The organism is Streptomyces sp. NPDC030840 (assembly GCF_055572015.1).
The window spans coordinates 84037-109701 of the sequence record NZ_JBVIEE010000016.1 but is presented as its reverse complement, the minus strand read 5'-3'; the positions used below and the strand labels follow the sequence as shown (position 1 = coordinate 109701).

The 25665-nt window shown below is 73.0% G+C and carries 21 protein-coding genes and 1 pseudogene; 8 read left to right on the top strand and 14 right to left on the bottom strand.

Translation table 11 applies throughout. From position 1 onward, the window contains the following. Positions 1-8: 8 nt before the first annotated feature. The 3 genes and pseudogenes from ACZ49J_RS29890 to ACZ49J_RS29880 form a co-directional block, all read right to left on the bottom strand. Positions 9-379 (bottom strand): annotated as a pseudogene (locus ACZ49J_RS29890) (DoxX family protein); the annotation flags it as partial. Between the two features lie 42 nt (positions 380-421). Then, entirely contained in the window at positions 422-1084 is a 663-nt protein-coding gene (locus ACZ49J_RS29885; RefSeq protein ID WP_467453374.1) for a hydrolase, read from the bottom strand. Positions 1085-1113: 29 nt separating this feature from the next. Next, the gene (locus tag ACZ49J_RS29880) at positions 1114-1329 is read right to left on the bottom strand and encodes a hypothetical protein (RefSeq protein WP_467453375.1); all 216 of its coding nucleotides are present in this window, start codon (positions 1327-1329) and stop codon (positions 1114-1116) included. Positions 1330-1605: 276 nt separating this feature from the next. Here ACZ49J_RS29880 and ACZ49J_RS29875 point away from each other — a divergent pair, with 276 nt between their 5' ends. Both ACZ49J_RS29875 and ACZ49J_RS29870 read left to right on the top strand, forming a co-directional pair. After that, positions 1606-2613, top strand: coding sequence for an alpha/beta hydrolase (locus ACZ49J_RS29875; RefSeq protein ID WP_467453376.1), 1008 nt, complete (start codon positions 1606-1608; stop codon positions 2611-2613). A 124-nt stretch (positions 2614-2737) separates the two neighbouring features. Next, entirely contained in the window at positions 2738-6013 is a 3276-nt protein-coding gene (locus tag ACZ49J_RS29870; RefSeq protein WP_467453377.1) for an AfsR/SARP family transcriptional regulator, read from the top strand. 21 nt (positions 6014-6034) lie between these two features. Here the strand turns inward: ACZ49J_RS29870 and ACZ49J_RS29865 are convergent, their stop codons facing one another. Beyond that, positions 6035-6475: a hypothetical protein gene (locus tag ACZ49J_RS29865; protein WP_467453478.1), complete on the bottom strand. Its 441-nt coding sequence runs from the start codon at positions 6473-6475 to the stop codon at positions 6035-6037. Positions 6476-6849: 374 nt separating this feature from the next. Here ACZ49J_RS29865 and ACZ49J_RS29860 point away from each other — a divergent pair, with 374 nt between their 5' ends. Genes ACZ49J_RS29860 through ACZ49J_RS29850 form a run of 3 tightly spaced genes read left to right on the top strand, consistent with a single transcriptional unit; the run spans position 6850 to position 9546 of the window. Next, positions 6850-7335, top strand: coding sequence for a cation:proton antiporter regulatory subunit (locus ACZ49J_RS29860; RefSeq protein WP_467453378.1), 486 nt, complete (start codon positions 6850-6852; stop codon positions 7333-7335). 4 nt (positions 7336-7339) lie between these two features. Beyond that, positions 7340-8593 (top strand): cation:proton antiporter, encoded by a 1254-nt coding sequence (locus ACZ49J_RS29855; RefSeq protein ID WP_467453379.1) that lies wholly within the window; start codon positions 7340-7342, stop codon positions 8591-8593. Between the two features lie 56 nt (positions 8594-8649). Then, complete coding sequence (locus ACZ49J_RS29850) at positions 8650-9546, top strand: polysaccharide pyruvyl transferase family protein (RefSeq protein ID WP_467453380.1); 897 nt, start codon at positions 8650-8652, stop codon at positions 9544-9546. A gap of 206 nt (positions 9547-9752) precedes the next feature. On the opposite strand, the gene ACZ49J_RS29845 is transcribed toward ACZ49J_RS29850, so the two are convergent. The 6 genes from ACZ49J_RS29845 to ACZ49J_RS29820 form a co-directional block, all read right to left on the bottom strand. Continuing rightward, a complete protein-coding gene (locus ACZ49J_RS29845; RefSeq protein WP_467453381.1) occupies positions 9753-10739 on the bottom strand; it encodes a glycosyltransferase family 2 protein in 987 nt (328 codons plus the stop codon). Between the two features lie 193 nt (positions 10740-10932). After that, positions 10933-12660 (bottom strand): hypothetical protein, encoded by a 1728-nt coding sequence (locus tag ACZ49J_RS29840; protein WP_467453382.1) that lies wholly within the window; start codon positions 12658-12660, stop codon positions 10933-10935. An 86-nt stretch (positions 12661-12746) separates the two neighbouring features. Further along, positions 12747-13349: a hypothetical protein gene (locus tag ACZ49J_RS29835; protein ID WP_467453383.1), complete on the bottom strand. Its 603-nt coding sequence runs from the start codon at positions 13347-13349 to the stop codon at positions 12747-12749. A 5-nt stretch (positions 13350-13354) separates the two neighbouring features. Then, positions 13355-14224 (bottom strand): carbohydrate ABC transporter permease, encoded by an 870-nt coding sequence (locus ACZ49J_RS29830; RefSeq protein WP_467453384.1) that lies wholly within the window; start codon positions 14222-14224, stop codon positions 13355-13357. Beyond that, a complete protein-coding gene (locus tag ACZ49J_RS29825) occupies positions 14221-15159 on the bottom strand; it encodes a carbohydrate ABC transporter permease (RefSeq protein ID WP_467453385.1) in 939 nt (312 codons plus the stop codon). Before ACZ49J_RS29825 ends, ACZ49J_RS29830 begins: the two co-directional genes overlap by 4 nt. Beyond that, on the bottom strand, positions 15156-16451 hold the full coding sequence (locus ACZ49J_RS29820; protein WP_467453386.1) for an ABC transporter substrate-binding protein: 1296 nt from the start codon (positions 16449-16451) through the stop codon (positions 15156-15158). The genes ACZ49J_RS29825 and ACZ49J_RS29820 overlap by 4 nt, the downstream gene beginning before the upstream one ends. Positions 16452-16517: 66 nt before the next feature. On the opposite strand from ACZ49J_RS29820, the gene ACZ49J_RS29815 reads away from it, so the two are divergent. After that, complete coding sequence (locus ACZ49J_RS29815; protein ID WP_467453388.1) at positions 16518-17873, top strand: Gfo/Idh/MocA family protein; 1356 nt, start codon at positions 16518-16520, stop codon at positions 17871-17873. A gap of 49 nt (positions 17874-17922) precedes the next feature. Then, the gene (locus ACZ49J_RS29810; protein WP_467453389.1) at positions 17923-18375 is read left to right on the top strand and encodes an SRPBCC family protein; all 453 of its coding nucleotides are present in this window, start codon (positions 17923-17925) and stop codon (positions 18373-18375) included. A gap of 112 nt (positions 18376-18487) precedes the next feature. On the opposite strand, the gene ACZ49J_RS29805 is transcribed toward ACZ49J_RS29810, so the two are convergent. From ACZ49J_RS29805 to ACZ49J_RS29790, 4 genes are read right to left on the bottom strand one after another with little or no spacing between them, the layout of a single operon-like run. Continuing rightward, complete coding sequence (locus ACZ49J_RS29805; protein WP_467453390.1) at positions 18488-19666, bottom strand: XdhC family protein; 1179 nt, start codon at positions 19664-19666, stop codon at positions 18488-18490. Positions 19667-19676: 10 nt separating this feature from the next. Further along, positions 19677-22082, bottom strand: coding sequence for a xanthine dehydrogenase family protein molybdopterin-binding subunit (locus ACZ49J_RS29800; RefSeq protein ID WP_467453391.1), 2406 nt, complete (start codon positions 22080-22082; stop codon positions 19677-19679). A gap of 3 nt (positions 22083-22085) precedes the next feature. Next, positions 22086-22691 (bottom strand): (2Fe-2S)-binding protein, encoded by a 606-nt coding sequence (locus tag ACZ49J_RS29795; RefSeq protein WP_467453393.1) that lies wholly within the window; start codon positions 22689-22691, stop codon positions 22086-22088. Next, entirely contained in the window at positions 22691-23581 is an 891-nt protein-coding gene (locus ACZ49J_RS29790) for an FAD binding domain-containing protein (protein ID WP_467453395.1), read from the bottom strand. Before ACZ49J_RS29790 ends, ACZ49J_RS29795 begins: the two co-directional genes overlap by 1 nt. 322 nt (positions 23582-23903) lie before the next feature. Here ACZ49J_RS29790 and ACZ49J_RS29785 point away from each other — a divergent pair, with 322 nt between their 5' ends. Next, positions 23904-25661, top strand: a complete 1758-nt coding sequence (locus ACZ49J_RS29785) for a PucR family transcriptional regulator (protein WP_467453396.1) — start codon at positions 23904-23906, stop codon at positions 25659-25661. The last annotated feature ends 4 nt before the right edge of the window (positions 25662-25665 follow it).

The following is a 25665-nucleotide window of genomic DNA, read 5'->3' as shown; positions in this document are numbered from 1 at the left end:
TCCTGTCTGGCCCAGGTGGCGTCGGGGGTGAGCGCCAGGGCGCCGGAGACGGCCACGAGCACCAGCGGGTACTTGTAGCCGTCGTGCTGCACGCACAGCCCGTTGGGCCACTTGACGGTGCCGGCGACCGTCATCACTCCCATCGCGGCCGTCGCCGCCGCCGGGGTCAGTAACCCGGCCGCCAGGAACAGACCGGCACCGATCTGGCTGCCGCCCGCAGTGAGCGCGGTGAGCCGGCCGCCGGGAAGCCGTCGTGCCGGAACTCCTCGGTTCCGCCCGCCAGGCCACTGCCGCCCAGCCGGCGACTGACCTTCTGCACTCCGCGGCCGGCGATGAGGAGCCCCACCACCAGCCGGAGGACCAACAGTCCGGTGTCCATTCTGTTCCTGTCCGTTCCTGACGTTCAGCGGATGGCGAAGCCTCAGCCCGCGGCGTGCGCCCCGATGACGGCCTGCGCGTAGACGACTCCGAGTCCGTAGGCGCCGGCGTGCTCCTTCACGACCTCCGTGACAGGACCGTAGGTCTCCGCGCGCGCCCAGTCGCGCTGGAGTTCCAGCAGCACCTGCACCCAGGTCACCGGGACCGCACCGGCCTGGATCATGCGCTGGACGGCGTGCTCGTGGGCCTGCGGGCTGACGCCTCCGGACGCGTCCGTGACGACGTACACCTCGTAGCCCTGGGACAGCGCGGACAGCGCGGGCAGGACCACGCACACCTCGGTCCACAGCCCGGCGAGGACCAGCTTCTCGCGGCCGGTCGCCTTGACGGCCTCGACGAAGGAGACGTCCTCCCAGGCGTTCATCGTGGTGCGGTCGATGACCTTGTGGTCGGGGAAGACGTCCGCGAGCTGCGGCAGGAGCGGACCCGAGAAGGACTCGGCGGCCACCGTGCTCAGCACGACGGGCACGTCGAAGGTCTTCGCGGCCTTGGCCAGGCCGACGGTCGAGTTGATGATCGCGGCGCGGTCGCCGCTGGTCGTGGCGAAGAACATCTGCGGCTGGTGGTCCACGAACAGCACCGCGCAGTTGTCGGGCGTGAGGAGGTCGGGGCTGGGGACAGCGGTGACTTCGGTGATGTCGACCATGGGTGTGCCTTTCTGCAGGAAGTGATCAGTCAGAGCACGAAGCACGGGTCGAAAGCCGTGCCCGCGGTTTCGGGGGCGAGTCCTCGGCGGGCGCGCCACTGGCGGTGCTGCTCTGCCTCGGCGACGGCCTCGCCGACCGACTCGGCCTGCCGGGCGCCCGACAGGCCCGTACGGGGTGCGGCCTGGTAGCCGCCGAAGTGGGCCGCCGGGCTCCACGCCGGGCTGACGACACCTGATGACGACACGTGATGCGGTACACGTGATGCGCGGTGCGCACCGCCCGCTCGCGACTGCCTCCCGCTCGCGACTGCCTGCCGTCACACTATTGCGGCCCGCCAGGGCTCTCCGCTCCGGCAGCGCACTGGTTTCGCACCGACAGCGCAATGCCCCTTCTTCCGTGCACGGTGGGACCGGTATCGGTGCGCTGACGGGCAATTCCCGCCGTGCGCACGGTTTTAGCGTGCGGCGAGGCGGGCCGGACGTCGCGCCCACCGGTATCCCGTGAAGCCCAGGAGATTGACATGTCCGAAACCATCGAGCCGGTGCAGCCCACTCAGCCGGTGCAGCCCGCTCAGCCCGTTCAGCCGGTCCTGGAGCCGGCGGCAGCCGCGTTCGCCAAGGCCACCGCCAACCCGCCCTACCTCTTCGAACTGCCGCCCGCCGAGGGCCGCAAGGCGGTCGACGAAGTGCAGTCCGGCGAGATCGGCAAGCCGCGGATCGACGAGGAGTGGGTCACCGTCCCGGGCGGTCCCACCGGCAGCGTCCGGGCGCGCGTCGTCAAGCCCGCCGGAGCCGGGGGCACCCTGCCGGTGATCCTCTACATCCACGGCGCGGGCTGGGTGTTCGGCAACGCCCACACGCACGACCGGCTGGTGCGCGAACTCGCCGTCGGCGCGAACGCCGCCGTGGTCTTCCCCGAGTACGACCTCTCGCCCGAGGCCCGCTACCCGGTCGCGATCGAGCAGAACTACACGGTCGCGAAGTGGATCGTCGACCAGGGCGCGACCAAGAACCTGGACGGCTCCCGGCTGGCGGCGGCCGGCGACTCGGTCGGCGGCAACATGACCGCCGCGCTCACGCTGATGGCCAAGCGGCGCGGTGACGTCCCCCTCGTCCAGCAGGTGCTGTTCTACCCGGTGACGGACGCGAACTTCGACACCGGCTCCTACCACCAGTTCGCCACGGGCTACTTCCTGCGGCGCGACGGCATGCAGTGGTTCTGGGACCAGTACACGACCGACGAGGCGGAGCGCGCCCAGATCACCGCGTCCCCGCTGCGAGCGACCACGGAGCAGCTCGCCGGGCTGCCGCCGGCCCTGGTCATCACCGGCGAGGCCGACGTGCTGCGCGACGAGGGCGAGGCGTACGCGAACAAGCTGCGGGAGGCCGGTGTCCCGGTGACCGCCGTGCGGTTCCAGGGCATCATCCACGACTTCGTGATGCTCAACGCCCTGCGGGAGACCCATGCCGCCGAGGCCGCGATCACGATGGCCGCCGGCACGCTGCGCACCGCGCTCCACGGTCGCTGAGACACCGAGGTCCATGTGCGGGGCCCCCGTTCCGCCCGGGTGCCCCGGAGCGGTCCGCGTAGCGCCGCGTACCCCCGTCCGTGACATAGAGTGAAGGGGAGGGGCGGGAGTCAAGGGGGGCGCGTTGGCACCGGAGGCGGTGCGGTTCGCCGTGCTCGGCACGGTGCGGGCCTGGCGGGCGGGAACGGAGTTGCGGCTGGGCGGCCCGCAACAGACGGCGCTGCTGGCGCTGCTGCTGGTGCGGGCGGGGCAGCCGGTCGCCGTGGACGAGATGGTCGAGGTTCTGTGGGGGCGGCGTCCGCCGGACAGCGCGGCCAATGTGATCCGCCGTCATGTAGGCGCCCTGAGGCGGCTGTTGGAGCCGGGGCTGCCCGTACGGGCGGTGGGGCGGTGGATCGTCCGGGGTCCGGGCGGATACCGGCTGGCGAGTGATGCCGGCTCCCTGGACCTGCTGCGCTTCCGTGAGCTGCGGGACGAGGCACGGCGGGCCGCCACGGCCGGGGACCATGCTCGGGCCGTGCCCCCGCTGACCCGGGCGCTGTCGTTGTGGCAGGGGCCGGTCGCGGCCGGGCTTCCCGAACGGGTGCGTGCGCACGCGACGTTCACCGCGGCTTCGCGCGAGCGGGTCGAGGCCGTGAAGGAAGCGGCCGACGCCGCTCTGCGGGCCGGGCTGCCGGGCGCGGTCCTGGGCGAGCTGCGCGAGACGGCCGGAGACCATCCGCTGGACGAGCCGCTGCTGGCCAGGCTGGTGCACGTGCTGGCCGCCACCGGTCACGCGTCCGAGGCGCTGCGCGCGTACGACACGGCGGTCTCCCGGCTCGCCGACGAACTGGGCATCGACCCCGGCCCCGAACTGCGCGACGCCCGGCGGACGATGCTGGTCGACACCGGCCGTGAGGCACCGCGCGGTATGCGAGAGGGCACCGGAGGGGTGCCCTCCGAGCGGAGCACGGCGTTCTGCGGCACCGGTACCGACGGCCCGGAGGCGGCCCGCCTGCCCGTGCCCGCCCAACTGCCGCCGGACCTGTCGACGTTCACCGGCCGACGCACCGAACTCGACGAGGCGCTGGCCCCTCTGCTGGGCAACGCGCGCCCGAAGGGCCCCGCGACCGGCACGACGAGCGACCCGGCGGCCGGGACCGCGGCCGACGCACCGGCCGACACCCTGGCCGACGCACCGACCCACACGACGAGCGACCCCGCAGCCGGGGCCGTGGCCGACGCACTGGCCGACACGCCGAGCGACCCCCCAGCCGGCCCCGCAGCCGGGGCCGTGGCCGACACAGCAGCCGACACGACGAGCGACACCGTGACCGAGACCGCGGCCGACACACCGGCCGGCACCGCGGCCGACACACCAGCCGACACGACGAACGCCCCCGCAGCCGACACCGTGGGCGACACAGCGGCCGACCCGGCACCCGACCCCGCGCCCGGACCGCTGGCCGACCCGGCGGCCGGCCCGCCGGCCCGGACCGTGGCCATCCAGACGATCGGCGGCATGGCCGGGATCGGCAAGACCACGCTGGCCGTTCACTGGGCCCACCAGGTGGCCGACCGGTTCCCCGACGGGCAGCTCTACGTCAACCTGCGGGGGTACGACCCGTCCGGTGCCGTGATGAGTCCGGGCGAGGCGGTCCGGGGGTTCCTGGACACGCTGGGTGTCCCGCCGGAGCGCGTCCCGCACGGCCTGGACGCCCAGGTCGCGCTCTACCGCAGCCTGCTGGCGGGGCGGCGCTTCCTCGTCCTGCTGGACAACGCGCGCGACACCGAGCACGTACGTCCGCTGCTCCCGGGCTCACCCGGCTGTCTCGCCATCGTCACCAGCCGCGACCAGCTGTCCGGGCTGGTGGCCGCGCACGGCGCCCGCGCGCTCACCCTGCACCCGCTCGACACCGACGAGGCACGGGACTTCCTCACCCGCCGCCTGGGAGCCTCACGCGTCGAGGCGGAACCGGAAGCGGCCGCGGAGATCGCCGCACTGTGCGCCGGTCTCCCTCTGGCACTGGCGTGCGTCGCCGCACGGGCCGCCACCCACCCCGGGTTCGCGCTGTCGGCCATCGCCGCCGAACTGCGCGAGGCCCACGGCAGCCTCGACGCCTTCGCCAGGGCCGACGCGTCCGCCGACGTCGGGGTGGTCTTCTCCTGGTCCTCCCGCGCCCTCTCCCCCGGGACGGCGCGGCTGTTCCCCCTGCTGTCCCTGCATCCCGGCCCGGACTTCTCCGTGGCCTCCACGGCGGCCCTCGCGGGCCTGCCCGTGCGCGAGGTGCGGCGGCGGCTGGCCGAACTCGCCCACGGCCACCTGATCAGCGAGCCGGTCCCCGGCCGGTACGCCTTCCACGACCTGCTGCGCGCCCACGCCACCGAACTCGTCCACGACCGCCACCCCGAGACCGAGCGCCGGGCAGCCACCGAGCGGCTGTACGCGCACCACCTGCACACCGCGCACACCGCCGGACTCCTGCTCGCCCCGCACGCGGACCTGATGCAGCCCCCGCCCGCCGCGGCGGAGGCCGCCGCGGTACCGCTCGCCGACGACCGGCAGGCCCTGACCTGGCTGACGGCCGAGTACCCCGTGCTGCTCGCCGTCATCGGCACCGCCGCGCACTCCGGTCACGACCGCCTCGCCTGCCTGCTGGCCTGGGCCCTGGAGCCGTACTTCGACCGCCGGGGCCACTGGCACGACTGGGCCGCCGCCCAGCGCACCGCCCTGGACGCCGCACTGCGCCTGTCCGACCCCGCCATGGAAGCCCGGGGTCTCCGAGGACTGGCCCGCGCCGAGGGCCGGCTCGGCCTGCACGACGCGTCCCGTGCCCGCCTCCACCGCGCCCTGGACCTCTTCACCGGACTCGGCGACGACATCGGCCGGGCGCAGACCCACCGCAGCCTCGGCTGGGAAAGCGAACAGCAGGGTGACCTCCCCGGCGCCCTCCGCCACAACCAGCGGGCACTGGAGCTGTTCCGGGCCGTCGGCCACCGCGCCGCACAGGCCAGCGTCCTCAACTCCGTGGGCTGGTACCACGCTCTGCTCGGCGAGTACGAACAGGCCCTCGGCCACTGCCTGGACGCCCTGGACACGCTGCGGGAGATCGGCGACCGCTACGGTCAGGCCGCGACCTGGCACAGCGTCGCCCACTCCTACCACCACCTCGGCCGCCACCCCCAGGCCCTCATCGGCTACCGCAACGCCCTGACCCTCTACCAGGACCTGGGCGTGCCCTACCTGGAGGCGACGACGCTCACCGGCATCGGCGACACGCACCGCGTCACGGGCGACCACGCGGCGGCCCGCACCGCCTGGCGGCGCGCCCTGACCCTGCTCGTCGGCCTCGGTCACCCCGACGCCACCCAGGTCATGGCCAGGCTCCACGGGCGGGACGAACGACGCGGGCTCGCCTGAGCAGGAAGCAGTCCCCGTCCATCAGAAGAAGTCCCCGTCCATGGGCGTGCGGTACGACGGACCGTGCTGCGGGGTGACGCGGCGGTACGCGGCGCGGGCGTTGACGACGCGGGCGACGGCGGTGCCCGTGAGGGCCGCGGCGAGCAGACAGCCGAGCCAGAACGCGTCTCGCGGACCGGCCCAGCTGAGGGTGCCCGCGGGCGGGATGCCGAAGCCGTTGAGGAACAGCCAGCACAGTACGGCCGTTCCGGGAGCCGCGACGAACCGCGCGCACAGGCCGAGAAGGGCGGCCAGCAGGGACAGCGCCACCAGGGCGGGCGTGGGGCGCCCGATCCCTCCGAGCAGCGTGAAGACCGCCATCAGCAGCAGCGCGCCGCCGAAGGCCGCCGACCAGACGAACGGTGTGGCGACGGGCTCCGGAACCGCCCGCGCCCCGCTGCCGACCCGCACCCACTCGACCACGGTCACGCCCCCTTGCCTGCCCGCCTGCCCGTCCACCGGTGGTCACGGTCCGACCGCCGTAGGGCCACAACCCGCGCCTCCCGCAAGCGGATTCTCCCACCCTCCTCGCCGGGAGGCGCCCCCGCGGGCGGAGTCGGCCCCGGTTAGGGTGGTCCGACGGACGGCCCGCGAGGACTGCCACGGAGGATCCGCGGTACCTCTGCGGAGACCGCGGCCGAACGGTCCGACGGCCCTGGGGCGGCCGGGTGTGCCGCTCCGCCGGCGGGGCCCTCGCTCCCGGTTGTCCCTACCGGCGTCGCCGGGACACACACGATCCAGACAGCACGAGCCGGACAACGCCGGCCGGACAACGCCGGCCAGACAGGAGGACAGTCGTGGGTGCGCCACGCCTGAGCAGGACGCCCCTGCCGGGGATCGGGGTCCGTTACGACCTGACGACACGGGAGCAGCGCCGGCTGTCGGTGGTGGCCCACCGGGACGGGGCGCGGACGGTCAACGCGTACCGCGACGACGATCCGGACGCGTGCGCGCTGTCCGTGCGGCTGACCGCGGGCGAGTCGGCGGCGCTCGTGGACGCTCTGCTGCCGGACCACCACAGCCCCAACCTGCTGTACACGTCCGAGCTGGGCCTGGTCGCGGAGCGCGTCGAGCTGTCCGCTGCCTCGTACTGGAACGGCCGCGTCCTCGGCGACACCCGGATGCGCACCGAGACCGGGGCCTCGATCGTGGCGGTGCTGCGCCGCGCCGGGGCCATCCCCTCCCCCGCGCCGGACTTCCGGCTGGCGGGCGGCGACACGCTGATCCTGATCGGCACCCGCGAGGGCGTGGAGACGGCCGCGGCGATCCTCGGGCGGGAGTGAACGGATGCACTCCTCCGCCATCTTCCTGATCGAGTTCGGCGCGATCATCCTGGGTCTGGGGCTGCTCGGCCGGTTCGCCGGGCGCTTCAAGCTGTCGCCGATCCCGCTGTACCTGCTGGCCGGACTCGCCTTCGGGGAGGGCGGGCTGCTGCCGCTGGGCACGAGTGAGGAGTTCGTGGCGATCGGCGCCGAGATCGGCGTGATCCTGCTGCTGCTCATGCTCGGCCTGGAGTACACGGCCGGCGAACTGCTCTCCAACCTCAAGACCCAGTACCCGGCGGGTCTCGTCGACGCCGCGCTCAACGCGCTGCCGGGCGCCGCCATGGCGCTGCTGCTCGGGTGGGGTCCGGTCGCCGCCGTCGTCCTGGCCGGCGTCACCTGGATCTCGTCCTCCGGTGTCATCGCCAAGGTGCTAGGCGACCTGGGGCGGCTCGGCAACCGGGAGACCCCGGTGGTGCTGAGCATCCTGGTCCTGGAGGACCTCTCCATGGCCGTCTACCTCCCGATCGTCACGGCGCTGCTGGCCGGGGCCGGTCTGGCCGCGGGCAGCCTCACCCTGGCCATCGCCCTCGGGGTGGCGGGACTCGTCCTGCTGATCGCGGTGCGCTGGGGGCGGCACATCTCGCGGTTCGTCTCCAGCGACGACCCGGAGAAGCTGCTGCTGGTCGTGCTCGGGCTGACCCTGCTGGTCGCCGGACTGGCCCAGCAGCTGCAGGTGTCGGCCGCCGTGGGCGCGTTCCTCGTCGGCATCGCCCTTTCGGGTGAGGTCGCCGAGGGCGCGCACGGCCTGCTCGCCCCGCTGCGGGACCTGTTCGCCGCGGTGTTCTTCGTCTTCTTCGGCCTGCACACCGACCCCGCCAGCATCCCGCCCGTCCTGCTGCCGGCGCTGGCCCTGGCCGTGGTCACCGCGGCCACGAAGATCGCCACCGGCTACTGGGCCGCCCGCCGCGCCGGGATCTCCGCGAAGGGCCGCTGGCGGGCGGGCGGCACCCTGGTCGCCCGCGGCGAGTTCTCCATCGTCATCGCCGGGCTCGCCGTCACGGCGGGCATCGAGCCCTCCCTCGGCCCGCTGGCCACCGCGTACGTCCTGATCCTGGTGATCCTCGGCCCGCTCACCGCCCGCTGGACCGAACCGGTCGCCCTGCGCCTGACCGCCCGCCGTCACCGGTCCACGCGCCCGGCGGCGGACGGCACCCGGGCGGCGGAGGGGGCGCACGAGGCCCTCGACGGCCAGGGCACGGTGGGCGGCCGCAAGTGAGCCGCCGGCGACGCCCGCCGACTGACTCGGTGAACACGGGGAACTCGTCGGGCACTGTGCGACAGCGGATTCTGCTGACCGGATGGTTCAGCTTTCTTGAGGGTGAGGCCACCGCCGGAGACGTCCTGGCGTTGCGGCGCGTGGAGGACGTACTGCGCCGTGACGGTCTGGCGTACGACGTGGCCTGGAGCCCCGCGTTCCGGCCGGGCGACCTGGATCTGGACCATGTACGGCCCCGGGCCTACTCGCACCTGGTGTTCGTGTGCGGCCCTCTGCACGGGAAGCAGATCACCAACCTGCACCGGCGGTTCCGGCACTGTGTGCGGATCGCGGTGGGCGTCTCGGTGATCGACGCGGACGACCCGGCGGTCACCGGGTTCCACCAGGTCCTGGCCCGGGACGCGCCGGGCGCCGAGCCGGTGGAGGACCTGGCGGCCCGGGCACCGGCGATGCCCGCGACACCCGTCGTCGGTGTGGTCCTGACACAGGGGCAGGGCGAGTACGGGGCCCTCCGGCGACACGGACAGGTCGCCGACGAGGTGACGCGGTGGCTGGCGGGGAAGGACTGCGCGCGCCTGGAGCTGGACACACGTCTCGACACCCACGACTGGCACCTGAGCGCCACGCCGGGCCAACTCCAGTCCGTCTTCGCACGGTTGGACCTCGTGGTCACCGACCGCCTGCACGGTCTGGTGCTCGGCCTGCGGGCCGGGGTGCCCGTGCTGGCCGTCGACCCCGTGGCGGGCGGCGCGAAGCTGAGCGCCCAGGCACGGGCCTGCGGCTGGCCCGCGGTCATCCCCGCGGAACACCTCGACGAGGCGCAGCTGGAACGCTGGTGGCGCTGGTGCCGCTCGGCCCCGGGCCGCGCGGCAGCCCTGCGAGTCCGCGCCGACTTCACGGCCGGAGCGGTCCCGGACAGCGCGGATCAGCTCCTCACGGCCCTGGGCGGCTAGAGCGCCCCGAAGGGGCGCGGGGCTGTATTGACATGCGGCTCCGCGCGTGGGCGCAACCAGCGAGAGGGGCCGCGCAGCGGCCCCTCAGGGGCGCGGGACTGTGACATTGCGCGGCTCCGCCGCGTGGGCGCGGCCAGCCACAACGAACGCGCACCCGCCCTGAAACCGAACCACCAACGGCGGCCCCCGCCCTCACCGCCCCGCCCTCACCGCCAAGCCTCCACCCCCCGATGCCGCCACAACCCGACAAGCCAGTACCCCGTGGCCACCGGCGGAATGACCACACTGGAAGCCAGCACGGTAGTGACCTCGTACCGCGTCCGCGGCCCCGGCGCGATCCGCCCCCAGGCGAGCTCACCGGTCCCCACCGCCCACCCCACCGCGGCGACGGCGGCAGCCGCCCGCCGCCCGCTCGCCGCGAGGACGCACGCGGCGGCCCCGGCCGCGGTGATCGCCAGATGGCGGCGGACCCGTCCACGCGGCGCCGCCGCCCCGGCCCGCCAGCCCGGCCCGTGCAGCCGCAGCATCAACGCGTCGTCGAGGTTGCCGCGCTGGGCCCGTACCGACGCCCAGCGGCCGGTGGGCCGCACGGGATGCCGGGTGTTCCGCCCGCCGCGCCGGACGCGCCAGCCCGCGTCCAGGACCCGCAGGGCGAGATCCGTGTCCTCGCGGTGGGCGTACCGGAAACGCTCGTCGAAGCCACCGACCTGTTTGAGGACGTCCGTGCGGTACGCCATGTCGGCGGTGCTCCACCTCGCCCGGGCCAGCCCCGCCGTGGACCGCTCCCAGTGGGTGGGGAGGCGCTCGGCCGGCAGCGGCACGGAGATCACGCCCTGCACCCCGGCCGTGTCGGGCGACGCCTCGTCCAGGTCCGCGACCACCTGTTCGCACCAGTGCGGTCCGACCTGTACGTCGTCGTCGAGGAAGACGACCCACGGTGACGCGACGCGCCACAGCCCGGCGTTCCGCGCGGCGGCGGGGCCACGGCCACCGCCGCTCACCACGGTCGTGCGCTCCCGCAGGTTCCCGAGCACGCTCAACGGGTGCTCCAGTGGCCCGGGTACGGCCCTGGCACGGTCGTCGACGAGGACGATCTCGGCGGGCGCCGGCCCGATCGCGGCGGCGAGCGCGGCGAGGCAGTCGGCGAGCGTGTCGCGCACGAGCGTCGGGATCACCACGGCGTAGGGGGTCATCGGGGGCTCCGTCCCGGACGGCGTAGGGGACCCTGGGCTCACACGGGTCGCCCCGCCGAGCCCGCCTCAAACACCGCCAGGCCCCTTCACCCGCGCATCGCCCGTCAATCGCCGGCGAAGCACCCACGCATCACCCGCGCGTTCCCTGGCCTCTCACCCTGTGTGACGGCAGCGCCACCCGCTCCGCGGCCGCTCAGCGCAGTCCCAGCCGGTACGACAGCGGCGACCGGCCCGTGATCAGCACGCGGACACCGTTCGGGGTGTTCGACCCGTTCATCCAGGAGTACCGCTCCCCGGCGTCCACGATCGCCGGCTGCCGTCCGCCCTTGCCGTTGCCGGGGCCGAAGGTGATGCGGTCGTCACCGACGGTGTACGAGGCCTCGCCGGTGACGAGCTGGTACGTGTCCGGGGACCCGCCGACGGGTTCGAGCCCGTCCCCGCTCAGGGTGCCGCCGCGCCGGAAGCACAGCTCCAGGGCGAACGGGCACGCGGCCCCGGACAGCTCGACGTCCAGGTCCCAGGCCCCGTCACCGGCCTCCTTCACCAGGATCTCCGTACGCAGCGTGCGGTAGTCCTTGGGCCGGTGCGGGAAGTCCATCGCGGACCAGAAGCGGCCGTCGTCGGTGAGAGGGTAGATGCCGTCCTCGCGGCGGTGCTGCGGGGGCAGCGGGTGGTGGAAGGCGCCGCGCATCTCGGCGTACAGCCGCCAGCCCTCGTCGGTGCGCTCCAGTCCCTCCGCCCGGAAATGCCCGAGCGAGAAGAACTGCGGGGCGAGCCGCACCGAGTCGAGGATGGCCGCACCCTTGCGCAGCTTGAAGAAGGTGGGGTTCGAGGACAGCCCGGAGGAGATCGCGCGCACGTGGGGGAAGTCCGTGCCGCCGAAGACGGTCGCGGTGCGCGCGCCACGGCGCACGCGCACCAGCCCGCAGGCCTCGTCGTGGTGCTCGAAGTCCGTGGGCGGCTCGGTGGTGGCGGGAAGCCGCCGGGCCAGCTCGGGCTGGTCGAGGACCTGGGCGAGCCGGTCGCCCAGCGGGGTCTCCCCCATGGTCTGCCCGGCGCCGCGCTCCCGCAGCAGCCGCGCCACGGCGGCGAACCGCCCGTCGCCGTCGCGGATCGCCATCTCCCGGTACTGCATCCAGAACTCGGGCAGGTACCGCAGCGCCGTCTGGTCCTGGCGCCGAGAATGGACCGACTCGATCTCACCGTTGGGCTCGATGACGTACAGCGTGGCGGCGAGGTTCGCGCGTACGTTCTCGTACAGGTCGTCCCGTCCGTGGTGCCGGGCGAGCACGAGCAGCGCCGGGTTCGTGACGACCGCCGAGTAGGTGGGGCTGCGTTCGCTGTACTCGCCGCCCGGCAGCTGGTCGATGCCCTCGGCCAGCCAGTCGTCGACGCGCTTGCGGTACGAGGGGTGCGGCCACCTGTGGTGGATGCGGGCGAGGGCCGCGCACACGAGCCAGCGGTGGTTGGCGGTGTGCAGTCCGCCGGTGGCGAGGGCGGGGCCGGCCGCGCGCAGGATCCGCTCGATCACCTCGCGCAGCGCGGCTGTGGACCGGTGGCCGTCGGCGTCCAGCAGGTGGTGGGTGATGTTCAGGTCGACGATGGAGAACGCGGTGTCCGGCGGCGAGCCGTCCGTGCCGTGGTCCCACAGGCCGTCCTCCTGCTCGTCCGCGAGCGCGTCGGCCAGCTCGGCCATGGGAGCGAGGAGTCCGGCCGAGTGGTGGTACGCGGAGCCGTCGTGGACGTGGACGGAGGTGAGCGTGCGCAGCGCGCGGGCCGTGGAGCGGGCCCTGCCCCTCTCCCTCAGCTCGGTGATGTGCTCGTGGTAGCCGGTCAGGAGCGCGGCGGCGCGGGTGTCGGCCGCCGTGGTGAGGAACTCCAGGAAGTCGGCGTCCAGTTGATGGTCCTCGGTGTCGGTCACGCGGAAGGTCCTCTCCGGGGCCTCGCCCACCCCTGCGGCAGTCGTCGCGGTCGTGGCGGTCGTGGCGAGGAAGGACCTTCGGCCCATCACGTGCTCTCCCGCGTGTTCGCTCCAGTGTCCCGTACGTGGACGGCGGTCAGCGCCATGGCCAGCGGGCCCGGCGCCAGGAACAGCAGAGGCGGCAGGGCCCACGCGCAGAGCGCGGCCGCGGCCAGGGCGAGCAGGACGAGTCCGCTGCCGCCCGCGTCCCGTACGGTGTCGCGCGCGGCCGCGGAGACGGCGGCGGGCCAGTCGGTGACGGACTCGGGACGGCCGCAGGCGCGCAGACCGACCACGACGGCGAACACGCTGATGGCCCCGGCGACCACCGCGAAGGCCGGGCCGCCGGGCAGCCCGGCGCGCGCGAGCGCCAGGTCGGCCAGGGCCAGCAGCCCGCCCGCCACGGCGACGGCTCCGGCGGCCAGGTCACCCGCGCGCAACCGCCGCCCCAGCAGCGCGACGTACCGTCCGGCGGTGGCCGGCCGGTCCTCGCGTACGCCCCGCAGGACCGCGCACGCCGTGGACAGCGCGGCGGGCGCGGTGACCAGCGGCAGACAGGCCAAGGCCGTGGCGAGCCCGACGCTGAGGACGTCCGCGAACAGCGTCATGCGGGGCCCGAAGAGCTCGCCCGCCTCCCTCGTCGTCCGCATCCCTCTCACCCCTTGATCCCGGAGTTCGCCATGCCCTCGACCAGGAACCGCTGGAAGGCGAGGAAGAACAGCACGATCGGCAGCAGCGCGATCACCGACATCGCGAACATCGGGCCGAAGGCCGAGGTGCTGGAGGCGTCCACGAACGACCTGAGGGCCAGCGTCAGCGTGAACTTCTCGGGTGAGAAGAGGTAGATCAGCTGGGTGAAGAAGTCGTTCCAGGTCCAGATGAAGGTGAAGATCGCCGTGGTGATCAGGGCGGGGCGGGTCAGCGGCAGGATGACGCTGAAGAAGCTGCGGAACGGCCCGCACCCGTCGATCCGTGCCGCCTCCTCCAGCTCGCGCGGCAGCCCGCGCATGAACTGCACGATGAGGAAGACGAAGAAGGCCTCCGTGGCGAGGAACTTGGGCAGGATCAGCGGCCAGTACGTGTTCACCATGCCGAGCTGGTTGAAGATGATGTACTGCGGGATCAGCACGGCGTGGTGCGGCAGCATGATCGTGGCGATCATGAACGCGAAGAGCGGCCCGCGGAAACGGAACCGCAGCCGGGCGAAGGCGTACGCGGCCAGCGAGCAGCTGATGACGTTGCCGATGACCGCGCCGCCCGCGATCAGCAGCGAGTTGGTGAGCAGGCGGGTGACGGAGACGTCGTTCACGCCCTCCAGGGCGGTCTCGTAGTTCGACCACTCCAGTTTGCCCGGCAGCAGGTCGAGGCTGGCGATGACCTCGCTCGCGGGCTTGAGTGAGGTGGCGAGCAGCCAGGCCAGCGGGTACAGCATGACGAGGAGCGCGGCCAGACAGCCGGCGTGCAGGGCGACCCGGCGCCAGGCGATAGGCCTGCGGGCGGCGGGAGTTGATGTCGTGGTGGTCATCGGTCCCCCTCGGAGGCGTAGAAGACCCAGGAGCGCGAGGTGCGGAACAGCACGGCGGTGACCGCGCCGATGGCGATCAGCAGCACCCAGGCCATGGCGGAGGCGTAGCCCATGTGGGAGGCGACGAAGCCGCGGTCGTAGAGGTAGAGGGTGTAGAAGAGCGTGGAGTCGGCGGGGCCGCCCTTGCCCGCGCTGACCGCGAACGCGGGGGTGAAGACCTGGAAGGCCTGGATGGTCTGGAGCACCAGGTTGAAGAAGATCACCGGGGACAGCATGGGCACGGTGATGGACAGGAACTGGCGCCACCGGCTCGCCCCGTCCACCTCGGCCGCCTCGTACAACTCCCCCGGGATCTGCTGGAGTCCGGCGAGGAAGATCACCATGGGGGCGCCGAACTGCCACACCGTCAGCAGGGCGACCGCGAACAGCGCCCAGCCGGGCTTGTTGACCCAGCCGCCGGTGCCGAGGAGGTTGTCCACGGTGCCGCCGTCGTTGAAGATCGCCCGCCAGACCAGGGCGATGGACATCGAGGCGCCGAGCAGGGAGGGCGCGTAGAAGGCGGAGCGGTAGAAGGCCCGTCCGCGCCTCATGTTCTTCAGGGCGAGCGCGACGATCAGGGCGAGGACGAGCTGCAGGGGCACGGCGAGGACGACGTACGTGAGGGTCGCGACCACCGAACGCCAGTAGCGGGGGTCCTCGGTGAACATCTGCGTGTAGTTGCGCAGGCCCACCCAGTTCGGCGAGTTGAACAGGTCGTAGTCGGTGAAGGAGAGGTAGAGCGAGACGGCCATGGGCAGCAGGGTCAGGACGCAGGCGCCGAGCACCCAGGGCGAGAGGAACACCCAGGCGGCGCCCTCGCGACGGCGCCGGGCGGGCTTCTGCGGCCTGCCGACTCGCCTATCGGGTGCGGCCGTCGGTATCTGCGTGGTGGTCATGACCTCAGCTCCGCCTTCGCCTCGGTGATGTAGTTCTCGGCCGCCTCACGGGGCGACATGCGCTCGAAGGACACCTGGTCGTAGTCGCGCTGGAAGGTGGTCTGCAGCGCGCTGTCGCCCGAAGGGGGCGCCTGGGGCGGGGCCTTGAGCTTGCCTTCGAGGGAGGCCTGGAAGTCGTAGATCGTCTTGTCGAAGTCCTGGAGGTCGGGGGCGATCGCGTCGCGGAGGGTCTCGTTGACGGGGATGCCGCGGGTGGCGCCGAGGATCTTCGCGGCCTCCGGGTCGTTCAGCATGAAGTCGATGAGCTCGACGGACTGCTTGGGGTGACCCGTGTTGGCGGCGACGCCCATGAACATCGAGGGTTTGAAGTACTGCCCCGGCGTGCCGTCCTCGCCGGTGGGCATCGGGGCGAGGGTGACCCCACCCGGGATGAGCGCGAGGAAGCCGCTGGACGGCGCGTCCCAGTTGGTGTCGGCGGTGGCCGTGCCGCGTCCGAGCGGAGTGTTCTCGACGGTGCCGTCGAACTGGGTGGTCTGCTCGGCGGACGAGACGGCGCCCTCGCGGCGCAGCTTGTCGGTGAAGGTCCAGTAGCGGGCCAGGTCGTCGGCGGTGAAGCCGAGTTTCCTGTCCTTCGTGTAGAGCGCCTTGCCCCGGCCGCGCAGCCACACCTCGAAGGCGTCCTCGCTCTGTCCCGGGTCGATGGCGCCGGGCTTGCCGGTCTTCTCGGCGAGGGCGCGCATGGCGTCGGCCCACTCGCTCCACGTCCAGCCGTCGCGGGGAAGCGGGACCCCGGTGGCCTTCCACTGCTCGGTGTCGTACACGACGGTCTCGGTGCCGCGGGCCTGCGGGATGGCGTACTGCTTGCCGTCGACCACGCCGGTGGCGAGGAGCCCCTTGTCGAACTCGCTGGTGTCCAGGGTTCCTCGCTGCTTCGCGAAGTCCATGAGCACGCCTCCGGAGGCGTACTGGTCGATCATGCGGTAGTCGAGCTGCATGACGTCGGGGGCGTCGCCGCCGGCGGCCTGGGTGGCGAGCTTCTGTTTGTAGGCGTCGTATCCGGAGAAACTGGTCTGCACCTCGACCCCCGGGTTCTTCTTCTCGAAGAGGTCGACGGCCGCCTGGGTCCTGGCCGCTCGGTCCGGGTTGCCCCACCAGGTGTAGCGCAGCACGACCTTGCCGCCGGCGCTGCTCGATCCGCCCCCGTCGGAGCAGCCGGCCAGCACGACGCAGAGCGCGAGTGCCGTGGCCGCGGCTCGGGGCCTGAAGGACTTCGTTGTCCTGCTTCCGGGCATGAGTGGGTCACCCCTTACGGTAGAAAGCGCTTCCACCACGCCCGCTCGACCCTAGGGAAGATCCGGATGTCACAACAAGCCCCCTGCACCGCATCCCCACGACACCGCCGCGCGGCCGTGATCGGGCTGGGCGCCCGCGCCCAGCTCTTCACCAACGCCTTGGCGGGCCCCTACGCGGACCGGATCGAGCTGGTGGGCTTCTGCGACGTCAACACGCACCGCATGGCCGTCCACAACGACTGGCTGGCGGCGGCGCACCCCGGCCGGGCGCCCGTACCGGCGTACGCGGCCGAGGACTTCGACGAGATGCTGCGCCGCGAACGCGTCGACCTCGTCGTCGTCACCACCGTGGACCGCACGCACGACGACTACATCGTGCGCGCCCTGGAGGCGGGCTGCGACGTGGTGACCGAGAAGCCGATGACCATCGGCGCGGAACGCGCCCGACGCGTCCTGGACGCGCAGCGGCGCACGGGCCGTTCGGTGCGGGTGGCCTTCAACTACCGCTACAACCCGGTGCATTCGGCGGTACGGGAGCTCATCGCGGCCGGTGAGATCGGCGAGGTCGGCTCGGTGCACTTCGAGTGGCTGCTCGACCTGCGCCACGGAGCCGACTACTTCCGCCGCTGGCACCGCGACAAGGCCAACTCCGGCGGCCTCATGGTCCACAAGGCGACCCACCACTTCGACCTGGTCAACTGGTGGCTCGGCTCGCGCCCGGAGACGGTCTACGCCCAGGGCGGCCTCTTCTTCTACGGCGACGAGGCGGGCCGGCGCCGTGGCCTCGCCCGTGACTACGACCGTGCCCACGGCTCCGCGGCGGCCAAGGACGACCCCTTCGCCGTCCACCTCGCCGACTCCTCGGTCCTCACCTCGCTCTACCTGGACGCCGAGCACGAGGACGGCTACCACCGCGACCAGAACGTCTTCGCCCCCGGCGTGACCATCGAGGACGACATGGCGGTCCTCGTGCGGTACGCGTCCGGGGCCACGCTGACGTACCACCTCACGGCCTACGCCCCCTGGGAGGGCTACCGCATCGCCTTCAACGGCAGCGAGGGCCGCATCGAGCTCCTGGTCGAGGAGTCGACGTGGACCCGGCCCGAGGTGCGGACGGACGGCGCGAGCGCGGTAATGCACGGGGCGGCGGTCGGGGACGAGGCCGGACGCACGGAACTCCTGGTGCGCCGCTCCTGGGAACGCCCGCGCGAGATCGAGGTCCCCACCGGTGAGGGCGGGCACGGGGGCGGTGACGTGCGGATGCTGGCGGATCTGTTCGGCGAACGGCCCACGGCCGGCGATCCGTTGGGTCGTGCGGCGGACGGGGTGGACGGGGCGCGGTCGCTGGTGACGGGGCTGGCGGCGAATCGGTCGTTCGAGACGGGGATGCCGGTGGTGGTGCGGGACGTGCTGGACGTGTGACGCGTGGCGGTGAGCGGCGGCTGCCCCCACGACTGACTACGATCGCCGCGTGGTCCTCTTTCTCCTGGAACGCGTCACCCGGCTGCCGGTGGACCAGGCCTGGCTGCGCCTCACGGACTGGGAGCGCCACGCCGATGTGGTCCCCCTGACCCGCGTCACCGTGCGCACACCTCCGCCGACCCGCGAGGGCACGGTCTTCGTGGCCCGCTCCGGGGCGGGCCCCCTCGCGTTCGACGACCCCATGGAGGTCGTCACCTGGCGACCACCCGCGGAGCACACCGCCGCTGTGTGCCGCCTGGCCAAGCGGGGGCGTTTCGTCACCGGCTGGGCGGAGATCGAGGTCCACCCGCACGGCGACGGAGGATCCCGGGCGGTCTGGCGCGAGGACCTGTCGGTACGGCTCCTGCCCCACGCCTTCGACCCGCCCCTGAGGCGGGCGGCCCGCTGGATGTTCGGGCGGGCGATGGACCGCCTGCTGGGGGGGCGGGAGCAGGCCTCTTGACGGCTCCTCAACGGGCCGATCACGAGTCCTGCTTCGCGGCGGGCCACGGCTTCCGTCGCGCCGACGCACACGAGGTGCGGCTCCTCACGGGCGATGTCCGCGCCCTTCCCGGTCAGGTCACCGACCCGTCCCGCCCCGCCGCGGCCGCTGTCGCGGTCGGCCTGACGTCGTGATGGATCGGCGTATGCGCCCCGGTCAGTGGCACCCCGCTGCCGCCTCGCCGGACGGCGACGATCTCGGCGGCGATGGACAGGGCCGTCTCCTCCGGGGTGCGGGCGCCGAGGTCCAGGCCGATCGGGGAGCGGAGGCGGGCCAGCTCCCGTTCCGTCACGCCGGCTTGGCGCAGGCGCTCGTCGCGGTCGAGGTGGGTGCGGCGGGAACCCATCGCGCCGACGTAGGCCACCGGCAGCCGCAGGGCGAGCTTCAGCAGCGGGACGTCGAACTTGGCGTCGTGGGTGAGGACGCACAGGACCGTGCGGGCGTCGACCGGCGTGCGCTCCAGGTACCGGTGCGGCCACTCGACCACCACCTCGTCGGCCTCGGGGAAGCGGGCCCGGGTCGTGAACACCGGGCGGGCGTCGCAGACCGTCACGTGGTGGCCGAGGAACTTCCCGACGCGGACGAGGGCCGCGGCGAAGTCGATCGCGCCGAAGACGATCATCCGGGGCGGCGGGACCGAGGACTCCACCAGCAGCGTGAGCGGTGCGCCGCAGCGCGAGCCCTGCTCTCCGATCTCCAGGGTGCCCGTGCGGCCCGCGTCCAGGAAGGCGCCCGCCTCGGCCGCGACCGTACGGTCCAGTTGGGGAGGGGCGAGTTCGGGAGAGTCACCGAAGCCGCCCTCGTACGAGCCGTCGGGCCGTACGAGGAGCGCGCGGCCCAGCAGTTCGGTCGGTCCGGAGACGATCCTGGCCACCGCCGCCGCCTCGCCCCGCGCGGCGGCGGACAGCAGGGCCGCGAGGACCGGGCGTACCCGGTCGCCGGAGCGGACCGGAGTGACGAGTACGTCGATGACGCCGCCGCAGGTCAGGCCGACGGCGAAGGCGTCGTCGTCGCTGTAGCCGAAGCACTCCCGAACGGTCTCGCCGTCCACGAGCGCCTGTTGGCACAGCTCGTACACCGCGCCCTCCACGCACCCGCCGGACACCGAGCCGATCGCCGTGCCGTCGGCGTCCACGGCGAGGGCCGCGCCGGGCCCGCGCGGTGCGCTGCCGCTGACGGCCACCACGGTGGCGACGGCGAAGTCCCGGCCCTGCGCCACCCACCGGTCCAGCTCCTCGGCGAGGTCCAGCATGGCTGCTCCCCTACGCCGTTCCCGTCGGGCCTGTCAGGCCCGTCAGGTGTTCCGGCCGCACCGGCGTCCTGTTCAGTTCCCGTCCCGTCGCGTCGCGGATCGCCGCGAGGACGGCCGGTGTCGACGACAGGGTCGGGGCCTCGCCCACGCCGCGCAGTCCGTACGGCGCGTGCGTGTCGGCGAGTTCCAGCACGTCGACGGGGATGGTCGGCGTGTCCAGGATCGTGGGGATGAGGTAGTCGGTGAAGGAGGGGTTCCGTACCTTCGCCGTCCTCGGGTCGACGACGATCTCCTCCATCACGGCCACGCCCAGGCCCTGGGTGGTGCCGCCCTGGATCTGGCCCACGACGGAGAGCGGGTTGAGTGCCTTGCCGACGTCCTGGGCGCAGGCCAGTTCGATGACCTTGACCAGGCCGAGCTCGGTGTCGACCTCGACGACGGCCCGGTGCGCCGCGAACGAGTACTGGACGTGACCGAAGCCCTGTCCCGTGCGCGGGTCGAAGGGTTCGGTGGGCCTGTGGCGCCACTCCTGCTCGACCTCGACGGCCTCGTCGCCGAGGACGTCCACCAGGTCGGCGAGGACCTCACCGCCGTCGGTGACGACTTTGCCGCCCTCCAGGAGGAGTTCGGCCGTCGCCCAGGCCGGGTGGTAGGTGCCGAACCTGCGGCGGCCCATGTCGAGGACCTTCTCGCGCACCAGCTCGCAGGCGTATTTCACGGCGCCGCCGGTGACGTACGTCTGGCGGGAGGCCGAGGTCGAGCCCGCCGAGCCCACCTGTGTGTCCGCCGGACGGATCGTCACCTGTGCGACGCCCAGTTCCGTGCGGGCGATCTGCGCGTGGACGGTGACGCCGCCCTGGCCGACCTCCGCCATGGCCGTGTGCACCGTCGCGACGGGCTCGCCGCCGACGACCTCCATGCGGACCTTCGCCGTCGAGTAGTCGTCGAAGCCCTCGGAGAAGCCGACGTTCTTGATGCCCACCGCGTAGCCGATCCCGCGGACGACGCCCTCGCCGTGCGTGGTGTTCGACAGGCCGCCCGGGAGCTGCCGCACGTCCGCGTCCTCGCCCGCGCTGAGCCACTGCCGCTCGGGCGGCAGCGGCATCGCCTTGACGCGGCGCAGGAGTTCGGCGACCGGCGCCGGGGAGTCGACGATCTGGCCGGTGGGCATCACGGCCCCCTGCGACATGGCGTTCAGCCGCCGGAACTCCACCGGGTCCATGTCCAGCTTCGCGGCCAGCTTGTCCATCTGCGCCTCGTACGCGAAGCACGCCTGGACCGCCCCGAAGCCGCGCATGGCCCCGCAGGGCGGGTTGTTGGTGTAGAGGGCGAGGGCCTCCACCTCGACGTCCTCGACCACGTACGGGCCGACGCCGAGTGAGGCGGCGTTTCCGACGACCGCCGGCGAGGAGGAGGCGTACGCGCCGCCGTCGAGGACGATGCGGGCCCTGACGTGGGTGAGCCGCCCGTCCTTCGTCGCGCCGTGCTCGTAGTGCAGCTTCGCCGGGTGGCGGTGGACGTGGCCGAAGAAGGACTCGAAACGGTTGTAAACGATCTTGACGGGCCTGCCCGTGCGGAGGGCGAGCAGACAGGCGTGGATCTGCATCGACAGGTCCTCGCGGCCGCCGAAGGCCCCGCCCACGCCGGCGAGCGTCATACGGACCTTGTCCTCGGGCAGGCCGAGGACGGGCGCGATCTGACGCAGGTCCGCGTGCAGCCACTGGGTGGCGACGTACAGGTCGACGCCGCCGTCCTCGGCGGGCACCGCGAGACCGGACTCCGGGCCGAGGAAGGCCTGGTCCTGCATGCCGAAGACATACTCGCCCTCGACGATCACGTCGGCGCGCTCACGGGCCGCCGCCACGTTCCCGCGGACGATCGGCTGGCGGTGGACGATGTTGGGGTGCGGGACGTGCGCCGCGTGGTGGTCGGTGCGGTCGTCGTGGACGAGGACCGCGTCGGGCGCGGTCGCGGACGCCTCGTCCGTGATGACCGGCAGGTCCCGGTACTCCACCTTGATCTTCGCCGCGGCACGGCGGGCGGTCTCCGGGTGGTCGGCGGCGACGACGGCGACGGGCTCGCCGTGGTGGCGGACCTTGCCGTGGGCGAAAACCGGGGTGTCCTGGATCTCCAGGCCGTAGTTCCTCACCTCGGCCGGCAGGTCGTCGTACGTCAGGACGGCGTGCACGCCCGGTGTGGCGAGGGCCTCGCCGGTGTCGATGGAGACGATCTCGGCGTGGGCGACCGGGGAGCGCAGGAGCTGGCCCCAGAGCATGTCCTCGTGCCACATGTCGGACGAGTACGCGAACTCACCGGTGACCTTGAGGGTGCCGTCCGGGCGGAGCGTGGACTCGCCGATGCCGCCCCTGCTCCGCGAGCCCTGGGTGATCTTCGTGGGAGCGCCGTTCGTCGGCATGGCTCAGACCGCCTCCTGCTGCCGGGCGGCCGCCAGGCGGACCGCGTCCATGATCTTCTCGTAGCCGGTGCAGCGGCAGAGGTTGCCCGAGAGGGCCTCGCGGATGTCCGCGTCGGTGGGGTTGGGGTTGCGTTCCAGCATCTCGTCGGCGGCGACCAGCAGGCCCGGGGTGCAGAAGCCGCACTGGACGGCGCCCGCGTCGATGAAGGCCTGCTGGACGGGAGCCAGTTCGGTGCCCTCGCCGGTCTGTGAGTCCGTGCCCCGCGCCGACCACCGCTTGGCCTCGGCCGGCGATGTGCCACCTTGCGATGGGCCGCATTCCGCGGAGGCGTCGCATCCGCCGGTCCCGCAGGCCCGCTGCCTGGCGAACTCCGCCAGCCCCTCCACCGTGACGACCTCGCGTCCCTCGGCCTGCCCGGCCGCGACCAGGCACGAGCACACCGGCACGCCGTCCAGCCGTACGGTGCACGACCCGCACTCGCCCTGCTCGCAGGCGTTCTTGGAGCCGGGCAGTCCCAGCCGCTCCCTCAGCACGTACAGCAGGCTCTCGCCCTCCCAGACGTCGTCGGCTTGCTGCGGACGGCCGTTGACCGTGAAGTTGACACGCATTACGCGGCTCCCTCCGAGACGCGGGCGGTGCCGCGGTACGAATCCCAAGTCCACATCAGCGTCCGGCGGGCCATGACGCCGACCGCGTGGCGGCGGTAGTCCGCGGTGCCCCGGACGTCGTCGATGGGGTTGCAGGCTGCGGAGCAGAGTTCGGCGAACTGCTGGGCGACGGACGGGGTGATGATCCGGCCGTTGTCCCAGAAGCCGCCCTCGTCGAGCGCCGCGTTCAGGAACTCCTCGGCGGCCGTGGCGCGGACGGGCGTGGGAGCCGCCGAGCCGATGCCCGTGCGGACCGTGCGCGTCTGAGGGTGCAGCGCGAGACCGAAGGCGCACACCGCGATCACCATCGCGTTGCGCGTACCCACCTTCGAGAACTGCTGCGGGCCGTCCGCCTTCCTGATGTGGACGGCGCGGATCAGCTCGTCGGGCGCGAGGGCGTTGCGCTTCACGCCGGTGTAGAAGTCGTCGATGGGGATGCGCCGCGAACCCCGTACGGACTCGGCCTCGACCTCGGCACCGGCCGCGAGGAGGGCCGGGTGGGCGTCGCCGGCCGGGGAGGCGGTGCCGAGGTTGCCGCCGACGCCGCCGCGGTTGCGGATCTGCGGGGAGGCGACCGTGTGGGAGGCGAGGGCGAGGCCCGGCAGTTCGGCCCGTAGGTTCTCCATGATCCTCGTGTAGGGGACCGACGCCCCCAGGCGGACGCCGTCCTCGCCGACCTCCCACTCGTAGAGGTCGCCGACGCGGGTCAGGTCGAGGAGGTACTCGGGCCGGCGGTGGTCGAAGTTGATCTCGACCATCACGTCGGTGCCGCCCGCGATCGGCACAGCGGTGGGGTGCTCGGCCTTCGCGGCGAGCGCCTCCTCCCAGCTGGCGGGGCGAAGGAAGTCCATGACCGGCTCTCTTCTTCGTCTCGTGGGTCGTTCCGTTTGAGCCAGATCGGGTGCGGGCGGCCCGGCTCGTATCTGAGCTGTACACGTGGGTCGAGCCAAGTACACAGCGCCGTACTCCAACGAGGTCAGTCACCGAAAACATGAAGGAGTTGGCTGGCCAGGACACTCATCTTGTAGATTCGTATGAACGGAGGGCATCGGTAACCCCTCCGTCTCCCGTTGGAAACAGTGAGCACGGCCACGAAATCCCCAGGACACCGACCGAACGTAGTTTTCCGGACACCCGGACACGACGACCCGACAAGAACGGCGGCGAGGACACATGCGGCTGCGCGCACTGCTGGACACCGACGCGCTGGGCCTGCGGCTGCTAGGCGGCGAGGACGAGCTGGACCGCACGGTGCGCGGGGTGATGACCACGGACCTGCGCGACCCCAGCCGCTACCTCTCGGGTGGTGAGCTGGTGCTCACCGGGCTCGCCTGGCGCCGGGACGCCGCGGACTCCGAGCCCTTCGTACGGATCCTGGTGGGCGCCGGGGTCACCGCGCTCGCCGCCGGTGAGGCCGAGCTGGGAGACGTGCCCGAGGACCTGATCGTGGCCTGCGCCCGGCACCGGCTGCCCCTGCTCGCCGTCAACGAGTCGGTGGCCTTCGCCACGATCACCGAGCACGTCGTCCGGCAGGTCTCGGGTGAGCGGGCCGGTGACCTGGCGGCCGTGGTCGACCGGCACCGCCGGATGATGACGTCGGGACCGGCGGGCGGCGGCCCGGACGTGGTCCTGGACCTGCTCGGCTCCGACCTGGACCTGCGCGCCTGGGTGCTCTCCCCCGCCGGACGGCTCGTCGCGGGCCCGAAGGCCGGCGGCACCGCCCTGACCGCCGACGTACGCGCCGCCCTGGCCGCCGAGCACCTGGCGGCCACGCGCACGGGCCGGCGCGGACCGCACCGGGTGACCGTGGGCACGACGACGTACTCGCTCTTCCCGGTCCGCAGCACCGGCCGGACCACGGCAGCCGCCCGCGACGTGCGCGAGAGCGTGCTCTCCGAGTGGCTGCTCGCGGTCGAGGCGGACGCCGGGGACTGGGCCGAGGAGCGGCTCGACCTGCTGTACGGGGTGACCCAGCTGATCGCGGTCGAGCGGGACCGGCGGGAGGCGGCCCGTACGGTGCGGCGGCGGCTCGCCCAGGAGGTCCTGGAGCTGGTGCAGGCGGGTGCCGCGCCGGCCGAGATCGCGGCCCGGCTGCGGGTGGCGGCCCCGGTGCTGCTCCCCAGCCTGGGCGCCGCCCCGCACTGGCAGGTGGTGGTGGCCCGGGTGGAGTGGGACGACGGAGAGATCGAGGGCGGGCCGGTGGCTCAGGCGCTGCTGGAGGAGATCCTCGTCGATCCTTCTCCGGGGACTCCGGGGACACCGGGGTCACCGGGGTCACCGGGTTTCTCGGGCCCTCCGGGGTCTCCGGGCAAGTTGCACTCCCAGGCGGCGGGAGCCGAGCACTCCGACCGCATCGCCGTGGCCCACACCGGTGACGAGGCGGTCGCCCTCGTCCCGCTCCCGGCGGTCTCCTCCGAGCACGACGGCTCCGAGTCGGGCATTCTCGCCGACACCCTCCTGCGGTCCGTGCGGGACCCGCTGACGGCCGGTCTGCACGACGACGGGCGGCTCACGCTCGGTGTCAGCGCGGCGGTCCACTCGGCCGAGGGGCTGCGCGGGGCCCTGGAGGAGGCGCGGCACGCACGCAGGGTGGCGGCCGCGCGACCCGGCCGGGTGTGCGCGGCCGGCCACCAGGAGCTGGCCTCGCACGTGCTCCTGCTCCCGTTCGTCCCGGACGACGTGCGCCGGGCGTTCACGGCCCGCCTCCTCGACCCCCTGCGCGACTACGACCGCCGCCACCGCGCCGAACTGGTCCCCACCCTGGAGGCGTTCCTCGACTGCGACGGCTCCTGGACGCGCTGCGCCACCCGGTTGCACCTGCACGTCAACACGCTGCGGTACCGGGTGGGCCGAATCGAGCAGTTGACGAGCCGGGACCTCTCGCGTCTCGAGGACAAACTGGATTTCTTCCTGGCGTTGCGCATGAGCTGAGGTC

Excerpts from the sequence above, each read along its gene's own strand:
- ACZ49J_RS29855 (WP_467453379.1), top strand. The coding sequence starts at position 7,340 with ATGCACTCCTCCGCCATCTTCCTGATCGAGTTCGGCGCGATCATCCTG.
- ACZ49J_RS29790 (WP_467453395.1), bottom strand. The coding sequence starts at position 23,581 with ATGGACTTCCTTCGCCCCGCCAGCTGGGAGGAGGCGCTCGCCGCGAAG.
- ACZ49J_RS29830 (WP_467453384.1), bottom strand. The coding sequence starts at position 14,224 with ATGACCACCACGACATCAACTCCCGCCGCCCGCAGGCCTATCGCCTGG.
- ACZ49J_RS29835 (WP_467453383.1), bottom strand. The coding sequence starts at position 13,349 with ATGCGGACGACGAGGGAGGCGGGCGAGCTCTTCGGGCCCCGCATGACG.
- ACZ49J_RS29805 (WP_467453390.1), bottom strand. The coding sequence starts at position 19,666 with ATGCTGGACCTCGCCGAGGAGCTGGACCGGTGGGTGGCGCAGGGCCGG.
- ACZ49J_RS29820 (WP_467453386.1), bottom strand. The coding sequence starts at position 16,451 with ATGCCCGGAAGCAGGACAACGAAGTCCTTCAGGCCCCGAGCCGCGGCC.
- ACZ49J_RS29795 (WP_467453393.1), bottom strand. The coding sequence starts at position 22,691 with ATGCGTGTCAACTTCACGGTCAACGGCCGTCCGCAGCAAGCCGACGAC.
- ACZ49J_RS29815 (WP_467453388.1), top strand. The coding sequence starts at position 16,518 with ATGTCACAACAAGCCCCCTGCACCGCATCCCCACGACACCGCCGCGCG.
- ACZ49J_RS29845 (WP_467453381.1), bottom strand. The coding sequence starts at position 10,739 with ATGACCCCCTACGCCGTGGTGATCCCGACGCTCGTGCGCGACACGCTC.
- ACZ49J_RS29875 (WP_467453376.1), top strand. The coding sequence starts at position 1,606 with ATGTCCGAAACCATCGAGCCGGTGCAGCCCACTCAGCCGGTGCAGCCC.
- ACZ49J_RS29885 (WP_467453374.1), bottom strand. The coding sequence starts at position 1,084 with ATGGTCGACATCACCGAAGTCACCGCTGTCCCCAGCCCCGACCTCCTC.
- ACZ49J_RS29785 (WP_467453396.1), top strand. The coding sequence starts at position 23,904 with ATGCGGCTGCGCGCACTGCTGGACACCGACGCGCTGGGCCTGCGGCTG.
- ACZ49J_RS29825 (WP_467453385.1), bottom strand. The coding sequence starts at position 15,159 with ATGACCACCACGCAGATACCGACGGCCGCACCCGATAGGCGAGTCGGC.
- ACZ49J_RS29800 (WP_467453391.1), bottom strand. The coding sequence starts at position 22,082 with ATGCCGACGAACGGCGCTCCCACGAAGATCACCCAGGGCTCGCGGAGC.